At 60.3% G+C, this 12,158-nt stretch carries 10 protein-coding genes; 7 read left to right on the top strand and 3 right to left on the bottom strand.

All coding sequences use genetic code 11. From position 1 onward, the window contains the following. Positions 1-23: 23 nt before the first annotated feature. Positions 24-1,160, bottom strand: a complete 1,137-nt coding sequence (locus BW995_RS03145) for an isobutyryl-CoA dehydrogenase (RefSeq protein WP_076398916.1) — start codon at positions 1,158-1,160, stop codon at positions 24-26. Between the two features lie 255 nt (positions 1,161-1,415). On the opposite strand from BW995_RS03145, the gene BW995_RS03140 reads away from it, so the two are divergent. The 3 genes from BW995_RS03140 (at position 1,416) to hemB (ending at position 5,727) form a co-directional block, all read left to right on the top strand. Then, positions 1,416-3,146 carry a methyl-accepting chemotaxis protein gene (locus BW995_RS03140; protein ID WP_076398702.1) on the top strand — a complete coding sequence of 577 codons (1,731 nt, stop codon included), beginning with the start codon at positions 1,416-1,418 and terminating at the stop codon, positions 3,144-3,146. Positions 3,147-3,298: 152 nt separating this feature from the next. Continuing rightward, the gene (locus BW995_RS03135; RefSeq protein ID WP_076398701.1) at positions 3,299-4,594 is read left to right on the top strand and encodes an O-acetylhomoserine aminocarboxypropyltransferase/cysteine synthase family protein; all 1,296 of its coding nucleotides are present in this window, start codon (positions 3,299-3,301) and stop codon (positions 4,592-4,594) included. Between the two features lie 107 nt (positions 4,595-4,701). Further along, positions 4,702-5,727 carry a porphobilinogen synthase gene (hemB, locus tag BW995_RS03130; RefSeq protein WP_076398700.1) on the top strand — a complete coding sequence of 342 codons (1,026 nt, stop codon included), beginning with the start codon at positions 4,702-4,704 and terminating at the stop codon, positions 5,725-5,727. A gap of 239 nt (positions 5,728-5,966) precedes the next feature. On the opposite strand, the gene BW995_RS03125 is transcribed toward hemB, so the two are convergent. Beyond that, positions 5,967-6,845, bottom strand: a complete 879-nt coding sequence (locus tag BW995_RS03125) for an alpha/beta fold hydrolase (protein ID WP_076398699.1) — start codon at positions 6,843-6,845, stop codon at positions 5,967-5,969. 276 nt (positions 6,846-7,121) lie between these two features. On the opposite strand from BW995_RS03125, the gene BW995_RS03120 reads away from it, so the two are divergent. Together BW995_RS03120 and BW995_RS03115 are read left to right on the top strand one after the other, a co-directional pair. Next, positions 7,122-7,793, top strand: a complete 672-nt coding sequence (locus tag BW995_RS03120; RefSeq protein ID WP_076398698.1) for a GntR family transcriptional regulator — start codon at positions 7,122-7,124, stop codon at positions 7,791-7,793. 105 nt (positions 7,794-7,898) lie between these two features. Then, positions 7,899-9,383, top strand: a complete 1,485-nt coding sequence (locus BW995_RS03115; protein WP_076398697.1) for an aldehyde dehydrogenase family protein — start codon at positions 7,899-7,901, stop codon at positions 9,381-9,383. Between the two features lie 85 nt (positions 9,384-9,468). Here BW995_RS03115 and BW995_RS03110 read toward each other — a convergent pair whose 3' ends face one another. After that, positions 9,469-9,951, bottom strand: a complete 483-nt coding sequence (locus tag BW995_RS03110; RefSeq protein ID WP_076398696.1) for a flavin reductase family protein — start codon at positions 9,949-9,951, stop codon at positions 9,469-9,471. A gap of 253 nt (positions 9,952-10,204) precedes the next feature. Between BW995_RS03110 and motA the strand changes: the two genes are divergently transcribed. After that, positions 10,205-11,065, top strand: coding sequence for a flagellar motor stator protein MotA (gene motA, locus BW995_RS03105; protein ID WP_076398695.1), 861 nt, complete (start codon positions 10,205-10,207; stop codon positions 11,063-11,065). A gap of 94 nt (positions 11,066-11,159) precedes the next feature. Beyond that, positions 11,160-12,134: a flagellar motor protein MotB gene (locus tag BW995_RS03100; RefSeq protein ID WP_076398694.1), complete on the top strand. Its 975-nt coding sequence runs from the start codon at positions 11,160-11,162 to the stop codon at positions 12,132-12,134. Positions 12,135-12,158: the final 24 nt, after the last annotated feature.

Here is a 12,158-nt window from a genome sequence, read left to right as displayed (position 1 = left end):
GCATATCAGATGTTCCTATGCTCTCAGGACAGCATCTTTCGCGCAATGATCACGCGCATGATTTCGTTGGTTCCCTCCAGAATCTGGTGAACCCGCAGATCACGCAGCAGGCGTTCGATGGGATATTCCCGGATATACCCGTAACCACCATGCAGCTGGAGAGAGTCATTGCAAATCCTGAACCCGGCATCGGTGGCATAGCGCTTGGCCATCGCACAGAGCTTGGTAGCATCGGGCTCTTTGGCATCCAGTGCCGTGGCCGCCCGGTGCAGCAGCAACCGGGCCGCTGTCAGGTCGGTTTCCATATCTGCCAGCTTGAATTGCAGGGCCTGGAATTCCACCAGAGCCTTGCCGAACTGCTTGCGCACCTGCGCATAGTCCAGTGCGGCTGCCAAGGCCGCCTTTGCGCCGCCCAAAGAGCAAGCCCCGATGTTCAGGCGTCCGCCGTCCAGCCCCATCATGGCGATTTTGAAACCATCGCCCTCTTCACCCAGACGATTGGCAACCGGAACGCGGCAGTCCTCGAAAATCACCGCGGCGGTGGGCTGGCTGTTCCAGCCCATCTTTTCTTCCTGCTTGCCAAACGACAGCCCGGGCGTTCCTTTGGGGACAACCAGCGTTGAGATGCCTTTCGGGCCATCGCCACCGGTTCGGACCATCACCACATAGACATCCGATCGCCCACCCCCGGAAATGAACGCCTTGGAGCCATTCAGCACATAATGGTCACCGTCCCGCTCGGCGCGGGTCTTCAGGCTGGCAGCATCCGAACCGGCACCCGGCTCGGTCAGGCAATAGCTGGCAAAATGCTCCATGGTACACAGGGATGGCAACCACATCCGGCGCTGTTCATCCGACCCGAAGCGGTCGATCATCCACGATGCCATGTTGTGGATCGAGATGTAGGCCGCGGTTGACGGGCAGGCGCTCGCCAGTTCTTCAAAAATGACCGCCGCATCCAGCCGCCCCAGCCCGCTGCCGCCAACGTCTTCGCGCACATAAATACCGGCAAAGCCCAGCCCGGCGGCCTTGCGCAAGGTATCTTCGGGAAAAATGTGATGTTCATCCCAATCCTTGGCATGGGGGGCCATTTCGTTCCTGGCAAAATCCCGGGCCACGTCCTGAAACTGGCGCTGATCGTCTGACAGCTGAAAATCCATCACATCCTCCATCGGCATTTCTTGTCGCCCCTTGTGTGCATCCGGCCCGACTGGACACGGCCTGCAGGCGACCTGTTTTGTCTGATCATAGCTTTTTTGTACGTGCGGTCAATCATTGTATACAAAATTTTATCACATTCCATACACAGAGACCCACGATCGATGCCACCCTTGTATATTCCGCAATATGGTCCATATTAACCGGCCGATACCGCCCTGCCGGATCACGCCATCCCTTGCGCACGGAGCCCCAGAATGTCGGCCCATTCCCAGCTGTCCCCCACACCACCGTCAAACGGACGATCCCTCAGCATCGCCAGTCGGCAGGTGATCGGCTTTAGCGCAATCCTGTTGCTGATGATCCTGCTGACCATCATCGCTGCCCTGAAAGTCAATATCATCAGTGGCAATCTGGGCACGATGATCGACGTCAACAGCGTCAAGCAACGCCATGCCATCAACTTTCGGGGCAGCGTCCATGATCGCTCGATCGCCATCCGCGACGTTGTCTTGCTGGAAGACCAAACCGAGCTGCAGCGTACTTTGGCAGACATCGAGCGCCTGAGCGGCTTTTACAAGCAGGCATCGACCGCCATGGACGATCTGTTTGGCAAGATGAGTGACATTTCGCCGCAAGAACGCCAGATGTACGCCGCGATCAAGGAAACCGAAGCCAAAGCCCTCCCCCTGATCACCACCGTGATCAACAGTCGTAAATCCGGCGACATGGCAACGGCAACCAACACCCTGCACACTGTCCGCCCGATTTTTGTCGAATGGCTGGCCCGGATCAATGCCTTCATTGACCTGCAGGAAAGCAAGAACCAGACGCTGTCCCACGAAACCCGCGAGGTGGCCAGTGCCTTTGTCACCCTGATGATCATCATGTGTGCCGTTGCGGTGGCGGTCGGGGCCAGCTTTGCCTGGTGGAACATCCGTTCGGTGCGCCCGCTGCGAGCGGCAACCACCGCCATGCTGCGGCTGGCCGATGGTGACCTGCAGGCCGATGTTCCGCACGCCAGCAGCAAGGACGAGGTGGGCGACATCGTGCAGGCGCTTGAAATCTTCAAGGCCAATGCGGTGGAGCGGGCGGCCATGCTGGCCCGCGAGGCACAGGAAGCCGAACAGCAGGTTCAACGCGCCCGCCGGATGGCAACCCTGACCTCTGATTTTGAGCAGACCATTTCCGGTTTGCTGACAGCGGTCAACGGCTCGGTGACGGCACTGGGGGGAACGGCACGCTCTCTGGACAATTCCGCCAACCAGACCTCCCGACAAGCCGAAGCCGCCGCCGAGGCGACGCAGGCCGCCAGCCGCAACGCGGACTCGGTGGCAGCCGCAACCGAAGAACTCAACCGCTCGATTGTCGCCATCGCCGAGCAGGTCCAGGAATCCACCGACGTCGCCACCCGTGCCGAACAGCAGGCACGCCAGACCAACAGCACCATGACCGGGCTGTCTGATGCCGCCGTCAAGATCGGCGAAGTCGTCCAGCTGATCAATGACATCGCCAGCCAGACCAACCTGCTGGCCCTGAACGCCACCATCGAGGCTGCCCGCGCCGGCGAAGCAGGCAAGGGTTTTGCGGTCGTCGCCAACGAGGTGAAGGCTCTGGCCACCCAGACCGCCCGCGCAACCGAGGAAATCACCCGCCACATCACCTCGGTTCAGGCCGAAGCCCAGGCGGCGGTTTCGGCAACGCGCGAAATCGCCTCGACCATCGAACGGGTCGGAGAAATCGCCCAGAGCATTTCCTTCGCCGTTCAACAGCAGGGCAGTGCAACGCAGGAAATCTCGCACAACATCACCGAAGCCGCCCGCGGAACAGCCGAAGTTTCTTCCAATGTGCAGGCGGTGTTGCAGGCCGCACAGGAAACCAACGAGTCGTCCGAAGAGGTTTCCGGCGCAGCCAGGGACCTCAACCAGAAAGCGGACGCGCTCAACACGTCGGTGGTCCAGTTCCTGCAGCAGATCCGCACTGTTTGAAAATCCCCCGGAAAAAACCCGTCCTCTGTGCCGGAACGGTGATATGACCGTTTCGGAACGGGAAAAATGAGACCTCAACGGTCCACCCCCTCCCCCCCACCCGGCAGAGCCTGCCGGGGTACGCCCGCACTTCTCAAGGAGAGACGTCCGCCATGGATTTCAAAAGCACCCATCCTGAGACACTGGCCCTTCATGGTGGCAGTTATCGCGCCGACCCGGCAACGACCGCCGTCGCGGTGCCAATTTACCAGACCACGTCCTATGAATTCCACGACACCACCCATGCGGCGAACCTGTTTGCCCTGAAAGAACTGGGCAACATCTATACCCGCCTGATGAACCCCACCACCGATGCGCTGGAACAGCGCATTGCCGCACTGGAAGGCGGCGCAGCGGCCCTGGCCGTGGCCTCGGGGCAGGCGGCCTCGACCTATGCCGTGCTGAACCTGTGCGAAGCGGGCGACAACTTCCTGACCTCGACCGACCTTTACGGCGGCACCTGGAACCTGTTTGCCAACGTTTTCAAGCAAATGGGTATCGAAGCCCGCTTTGTTGACCCGGCAGACCCCGAAGCCTTCCGCGCCGCCGCCGACGAACGCACCCGTTGCATCTATGCCGAAACGCTGCCGAACCCCAAGCTGCAGGTGTTCCCGATCAAGGAAGTGGCCGATATTGGCCGCTCGCTCGGCATTCCGCTGATCGTTGACAACACCGCCGCCCCGGTAATCTGCCGTCCGCTGGACCATGGTGCTGCGGTGGTGCTCTATTCCGGCACCAAATGGATTGGCGGGCACGGCACCTCGATCGGTGGTCTGGTGATTGATGGCGGTAATTTTGACTGGGAAGCCTATGGCGAGCGTTTCCCGACCCTCAACCGCCCCGATCCGTCCTATCACGGCGCGGTGTGGACCGAGGCGGTCAAGCCGCTGGGACCGATTGCCTACATCCTGCGCATGCGCTGCACCCTGCTGCGCGACATGGGCGCGGCCATCAGCCCGTTCAATTCGTTCCAGTTGATTCAGGGCGTCGAAACCCTGCCCCTGCGTCTGCGCGCCCACGGTGAAAACGCCCTCAAGGTGGCCGACTTCCTCAAGGATCACCCCAAGGTATCCTCGGTGACCTTCCCCGGCCTGCAAACCGGCGAAGCCCGCCGTCGCGCCGATGCCTATCTGACGCGCAGCTACGGCAGCCTGATCGGCTTTGAACTGAAGGGCGGTGTCGAGGCAGGAAAGAAGCTGATCGACTCTTTGAACCTGTTCTATCACGTCGCCAATATTGGGGATGCCCGCTCGCTGGCCATCCACCCGGCCAGCACCACCCATTCGCAACTTTCCCCGGAAGATCAACTGTCTTCGGGTGTGACGCCGGGCTATGTCCGCCTGTCGATCGGGATTGAACACCCCGAAGACATTCTGGCCGATCTGGCCCAGGCGCTTGAAAAGGTGTAAACACTCAAAGCCTTTTTCCATGGCCCGCCGTTATCCGCTGGAGGGTGACGGCGGGTCAGCCTTTGTGAAGCACACCATACGCCGCTCTTTCCGGCAAAGGAGTCATTGTGAGCACATCGTCCGACACTCTTTCGTTCACCGGCCCGTTCCCCCATATCCGTCTGCGCCGGAACCGTCGCCATGACTGGTCCCGCCGTCTGGTGGCCGAGAACAGCTTGTCGGCGAATGACCTGATCTGGCCGGTTTTCATTATCGAAGGCGAAAACCAGATCGAGCCGGTTCCGTCAATGCCGGGTGTGTTCCGTTACTCCATTGACCGTCTGGTCGAAGCCTGCCGCGAAGCCCACGACCTGGGCATTCCGGCAGTCGCCCTGTTTCCGCGCACCCCGGAGCACCTGAAGGATCTGGAGGGCAGCGAATCCGCCAACCCCGACAACCTGATCTGCCGCGCCACCCGCGCCCTGAAGGCCGCCCTGCCCAATCTGGGGGTGATCTGTGACGTGGCGCTGGACCCTTACACCACCTCGGGCCATGACGGCATCCTGCGTGATGGTTATGTCGTCAACGACGAAACCGTCGAGGCCCTGTGCAAGCAGGCGCTGGTGCAGGCGCAGGCTGGCAGCGATGTGGTTGCCCCGTCAGACATGATGGATGGCCGCATTCGGGCGGTGCGTGAATGTCTTGATGCGCACGGGTTCATTGATACGCAGGTGTGCTCTTACGCCGCCAAATATGCCTCGGGGTTCTATGGCCCGTTCCGCGATGCGGTCGGCACCGGCGGCACCCTGCAGGGCGGCGACAAGAAAACCTACCAGATGGACCCCGCCAACACCGACGAGGCGCTGCGCGAAGTCGCCATCGATCTGGAAGAAGGCGCCGACATGGTCATCATCAAACCCGGCATGCCTTATCTCGACATCATTCAGCGCATCAGCAGCACCTTTAAGGTTCCCACCTGGGCCTATCAGGTCAGCGGCGAATACGCCATGATCATGGCGGCGGTGAACAACGGCTGGCTGTCACCGGAAAAGGTCATCCTGGAAAGCCTGCTGTGCTTCAAGCGCGCCGGAGCCGGAGCCATCCTGACGTATTTCGCCGTTGATGCCGCCAAGCGCCTGCAACAACTAAAATAAGCCATGCCACAGTAGGCAACAAAAAGAAAGAAGGGTCATGGAGCGCTGCTCCATACCTCGCCGGGGCCTTGAGGCCCCGGACCCCATTGATTTGATTTTTAAAGAAAGATGGGGGGTTCGGGGGAATTATCCCCCGAGCAGTTCAGGCGGCAGCCTGCACTGTTTCCACCAACTGTCATGCCCTGTGATCTGACGGAGTGATGATGCGCAAAACCTTGCGCTCACCACTTTAAATAAATCTACTCCGCCGCCCGCAACCATCTCAGGATCGCATCCTGCTCTGCCGCCGAAGCCAACAGCGGCGCATGGCCCGTCTCCGGTACGGTGAACTCGCTGCATGCCGGATGGCTGGCACGCATGCCTGCCACACACTCCACCGGCAGCAGGTCGGACAGGGCACCGCGGATAACCAGCACCGGGCAGCGGACCTGTCCCCAGACCGGCCACAGGTTCACATCATCCACCGGAGCAGCCTGTAGCGGCACGGCAATCGCCGGATCATAGGCCAGACCAAAGCCCCCTTGCGTCTGTGCCTTGACGCTGTGCTGGGTCAGGTGCTGCCACTGGGCATCACTCAGCGGCCCGAACCCGGCCAGAATGGTGCGCAGATAGCTTTCTGCCGATGCCGGAGAGCTGAACGTGGGTGCCTTCCCCACGTACTCCACAATGCGCTCCAGCGCCGCTTTGGGCAAAAACGGCCCGACGTCGTTCATGACCAGCCGCCGGATCGGGGTCTTGTCGGCTGCGGCGAGGAACATTCCCAACAGCCCGCCCATCGACGTGCCGATCCAGCTGATGTCGCAGCCCTCATAACGCGCCAGCAGGGCGGCCAGATCAGCCATGTACAGCGGATAGCCATAGCCGGTCGGGTCCAGCAGCCAGTCCGAACTGCCACGCCCCAGAACATCCGGGCATACCACCCGATAGCCCTGCCCGGCCAGAACCGCGGCCAGCCAGTCAAAGTCGCGCCCGTTGCGGGTCAACCCATGGACACAGACCACCACACGCGTGCTGTGCTCGCTTCCCCATTCGGTATAGGCCATCGCCCGGAAGCCTTCGGGCCGAAGACAGCGCACGGTGCCGAACCGTGGAGTTGCCGGGATATCGCCTGCGGTCATGGTTTCTCCTTGTGGTGAATTGCTGGTGGTGGAATGCGCGGAAATTTGATCTTCCCGGTATGGATCATCATACGCTGAGGCAATTTTTTCACCGCGTTGTTTTTTTGGATACCAAATGGCACATAAATGTATACAATAATTGCAGGTGAGCGATTCACAGTCAGGTATCCTGTGCAGAAATGCCGCGCTGTGGGGTTCCAAAAGTCGCCGAAGCCGCCTACAACGGAAGATCACCCTCCGCCCAAGGCGGCTCTTGCCTGGAAAGACTGACGGCCCATGTCAAAACACAACCCAACCCGTGCCGACCAACTGCGCCGCACGCTGGAAGAAGAAATTTTCACCGGTCGCCTGAAACCCGGCGACCGGCTGGACGAACAGTCACTGGCGCAGCGGTTCAACGTCTCCCGCACCCCGGTGCGCGAGGCCTTGCGCCAGTTGTCTGCCTCTCACCTGATCGAAGTCCGCCCCCGGCAAGGAGCGGTAGTGGCAGTGATCACCCTGCCCCGGTTGATCGAAATGTTCGAGATCATGGCGGAGCTGGAGGGGATGTGCGCCCGTCTGGCCGCCCGCCGGATGACCGAAGCCGAACGCCATGCCTTGCAGACCATTATCGCCGAAGCCGACCAGTTTGCCGAACAGGTCGACCTTGACGCCTATTACACCAACAACCGCCAGTTTCATGATGCCATTTACAACGGCAGCCATAACCATGTGCTGGAGGAGATGACCCGCAGCCTGCACAACCGGACAGCCCCCTATCGCCGTCACCAGCTCAACCGTCCGGGCCGTATCCACGAATCTCTTGCCGAGCACAAAAAGGTGGTCGAAGCGATCCTCGCCGTGGATCCCGAAGCTGCCGGAAAGGCGATGAATCGCCATGTCAACGTGCAGGGGGATGTCTTTGCCGACTTCCTGTCAACCCTGCCAACCGGGTACCTGACCTCCTGAGCGGGCATTCCACGCCCGCCAGCAGCTCGGGAACACCGGCACGATCATGACAGACAACAAACAGGTCCAACGTCCAGGACTGAAAACAACCGCCGGAGTTCATTCATGACCATCACCCCGAATACCGATCCGTTCGCCCTCGCCCGCTCGCTGTCAGGATTGCACCTGATCAACGGCGCTCTGGTTCCGGCTGCCTCCGGCACGTCGTTTGACGTGATCAACCCGGCGACAGGGGCCGTGATCGGGACCGCCGCCGAGGGCGACGCCCGCGATGTTGACGCCGCTGTCACGGCAGCCGCCAAGGCGCAAAAGGCCTGGAAAGCCATGCCTGCCCGCGAACGCGGCAAGCTGGTGGTCGAATGTGGTCGCCGCCTGATGGACCATGTGGATGAACTTGGCCGCCTGATTGCGCTGGAAACCGGCAAGGCCCTGCGCACTGAAAGCCGGATCGAAGCCAGCGTTCTGGCCGATGCCTTTGTGTTCTTTGGTGGGCTGGCATCAGAACTGAAGGGGGAAAGCGTCCCCTTTAACCCCTCGATGCTGACCGTCACCGTGCGCGAGCCGATCGGCGTGGTGGGGGCGATCATTCCGTGGAACGTACCGCTGCTGCTGATGGCGCTGAAGGTTGCCCCGGCACTGGTCGCAGGCAACGCGGTGGTGGTGAAATCCGCCGAAGAAGCGCCACTGACCGTTCTGCGCGTCTGCCAGATCATGAACGAGGTGCTGCCCGCCGGCCTGTTCAACATTCTCTCCGGCTTTGGGCCGGAATGCGGCGCTCCGCTGGTGTCGCATCCCAAGGTCGGCAAGGTGACCTTCACCGGCTCGGTCGAAACCGGCAAGATCGTCTCGCGCATGGCCGCCGACAAGTTGATCCCGGTCACGCTGGAGCTGGGCGGCAAAAGCCCGATGATCATTATGGGCGATGCCGATCTGGAAAAGGCCATCGCCGGAGCAACGGCGGGGATGCGCTTTACCCGTCAGGGGCAAAGCTGCACCGCCAGCTCGCGGATTTACGTTCACGACAGCCTGCACGATGAATTCGTCCGCCGCCTGAAGGCCAACGTCGATGCGATGAAGATGGGTGACCCACTGGACGAAGCCACCGACATCGGCACCATCATTTCCCCCGACCAGTTCGCACGGGTGCAGCATTATATTTCCGAAGGCAAAAAGCATGGCACCGCGCATGTTTGCTCGCAGCTGCCTGAGGATCCTTCCCTGAAGGATGGGCTGTTCATTCAGCCGGTGATCTTCACCGACCTGCCTGCCGATGCCGCCCCGGCCCGCGAAGAAATCTTTGGCCCGGTCTGCTGCGTGTTCCGCTTCACCGATTACGAAGCGGTGCTGGCCGAGGCAAACAATTCCGAATACGGGCTGGCGGCAACCATCTGGACCCGTGACCTGAAAACGGCGCTTGATGCTGCCCACCGGCTGGAGGCGGGCTTTGTGCAGGTCAACCAGAACCTGGTGGTCCAGCCCAACCTGTCCTATGGCGGCACCAAGCTGTCGGGCCTTGGCAAGGAAGCCACGCTGGAATCGATGCTTGAACACTTCACCCACAAAAAGACGATCATCGTCAACATGGGGTAAAAACCGCGTTCGGCATGACAAAAAAAAGCCAGCCCAATATCAGGGCTGGCTTTTTTCATGCTGCACAACGGCGATGCAAACCGCTTCAGACGCCTTCGCCCAGATCGGCATAGGCCCCACGGAAATACAGCAGCGGCTGCCCACCGGTCTGGCATTCAATCTTTTCGACCTTACCGATGATGATCAGGTGGTCACCGCCGTCCAGCACTTCATGCACCGAGCATTCCATCTGGGCCAGGCTGTTCTCAATCATCCGCACGCCGTGCTCGTTGGTGGTATAGGCAATGCCCTTCCACTTGTCGTCAACCTTGCTGGCGAACTGGATTGATGCCTGACGCTGATCTTCGCGCAGGATATTGACCACAAAATGGCCTTTGCTATAGGCATCCAGCGCCTTGTTGCGGCGGTCAAGGCAGAACAGGATCAGGGGCGGTGTCAGCGACAGGGACGAAAAGGCGCTGACCGTGACCCCCACCGGCGCGCCATCGGCGTCGGTTGCCGTAACCACCGTCACGCCAGAGGCAAACGAACCCAATGCCTTACGAAATGAACGCTCATCCAGTTCCATTATTCTTCCACCTGATTTCATGGCCGCGCTTCCTGACCTTATTCCGAATTAGCATGAAAGGTCTGGCGAGCCAACGACAGATTTGCCAAAGGCTCTACAATCCAAGGTGTTTCAGCGTCTTTTTTAGCGATTGCGAAGGAAGTTTTGCACTGCGCATCGGTTTTCGTTGAAGTTTCAGTAACCGTTGATTAAAACCTCATTAGGGTATTGGCCGTTATGATCACCACGGTCTCACGGGGCGACGGAAGGCTTCATGCTAGTCATCATTGGCACAATCATTGTTCTGGGCAGCGTGATCGGCGGCTACGCCGGTAACGGCGGCCATCTGGGCGTCCTTTGGCAGCCCTTCGAATTCATCATCATTTTTGGTGCGGCCTTCGGGTCATTTGTGATCGGCAGTCCAAAGGCCGTTCTCAGTGGCACCATCAAGGCCCTCGGCCCGATGATGAAAGGTCCGCGGCACAGCAAAGCCAGCTATATGGAACTGCTGAGCATGCTGTACTCGGTGTTCCGCCTGGCCAAAACCAAGGGCGATCTGGCGCTGGAAAGCCATGTGGAACGGCCAGAGGAAAGCCCGCTGTTCCAGAAGTTCCCCGGCTTTTCCAGTGATCACCACACGCTGGTGTTTCTGTGCGATTATCTGCGCCTTTTGACTCTGGGCACCAACAATGCCCACGAAGTCGAAACGATCATCGCCGAGGAAATCGATGCCCACCATCGCGAACACCATGAGGTTGCCCACGCCGTCAACAACATGGCTGACGGCATGCCCGCGCTGGGGATCGTGGCCGCGGTGCTCGGCGTTATTCACACCATGGGGTCGATCACCGAGCCGCCGGAAGTGCTGGGGCATCTGATCGGTGCCGCCCTGGTGGGGACATTCATGGGCGTGCTGCTGTCTTACGGCTTCTTTGCTCCGTTTGCCCGCGCGATGGAGGCAGCCTTTGCGTCGGAAACCGAGTATCTGAACTGCATCAAGGCCGCGCTCCTTGCCCACATGCAGGGCTACGCACCGCAGGTTTCGATCGAATTTGCCCGCAAAATCCTGCCCGGTCACGTCCGCCCTTCGTTTGCGGAAGTGGAAGAAACAATCACCAACCTTACCAGTGATTGATGTGACAGTCGCTCCGGGGTTATTTCGCCCCGGAGCCCTCCTCCTCTTTCCCTGCTGGGCATGATGGCTCAGGACTGCAAGGATCCTCCGGACGATGGCAGAAGAAGACGGCAAGTCCCCGATTATCATCAAGCGCATCAAAAAGGGCGGTGCCGCCGCCCATGGTGGTGCGTGGAAGGTGGCCTATGCTGACTTCGTGACCGCGATGATGGCGTTCTTCCTGCTGCTGTGGCTGTTGAACTCGGTCACCGAAGAACAGCTGAAGGGGATCTCCAACTACTTCGCCCCGACTGCCGTGTCCCAGACGCCCAGTGGTGCAGGCGGCATGCTGGGCGGGCAGGTCATCGGGGAAGGTGCCAGCCAGTCCAACGCCGGACAGCCGACCGTCTCCATCAACCTGCCGCCGTCAACCATCGGGTCAGGCGGCCAGGATTTCACCGATCCCCAGCAAGGGCAATCGGACAAGAACGAAGATGGCGCGGGCGAGAGTGACAGCGATGGCGTGAAGCCCTCTGCTGGTCAGGCCGCCGAAGACAAGCAGTTTCAGGAAACGCAGAAACAACTGCTGGAAGCCATTGGCTCCATGCCTGAAATGAAAAAGATGAAGAACAGCCTGATGGTGGATAATACCCCGGAAGGGCTGCGTATTCAGATTGTCGATCAGGATGGCCTGCCGATGTTCCCGCCGGGGTCCAGCGGCATGTACGAGCATACCCGCAAGATGCTGCAACTGGTCGGTCGCGTCATTCAGCAGTTGCCGCAAAAGGTCGCCATCTCGGGCCACACTGACAGCGCCGGATTCACCGACCCTTCCGGGTATGGCAATTGGGAACTGTCGGCCGACCGGGCCCTGGCGAGCCGGCGCGTGCTGTTACAGGCCGGTATCGAAGATGACCGCATCGCCCGTGTTTCAGGGTTGGCCGGAGCAGATCCCCTCCTGCCCAACAAGCCGGACAGCTCGCAGAACCGCCGCATTTCCATCATCCTGCTGCGTGAAGACAACCATGACGGCAAGGCCCCCAAACCACTGGAGGCTCCGCCGATCCCCAGCGTGATTACCGGGCAGTAAACTTTTCCAGACCGTCGGGGCCCC

The sequence above is a fragment of the Insolitispirillum peregrinum genome, from assembly GCF_900156605.1.
Taxonomy (GTDB): domain Bacteria; phylum Pseudomonadota; class Alphaproteobacteria; order Rhodospirillales; family Rhodospirillaceae; genus Insolitispirillum; species Insolitispirillum peregrinum.
The sequence above is the reverse complement of the archived record's forward strand: the minus strand, read 5'-3'. Positions and strand labels throughout refer to the sequence as shown.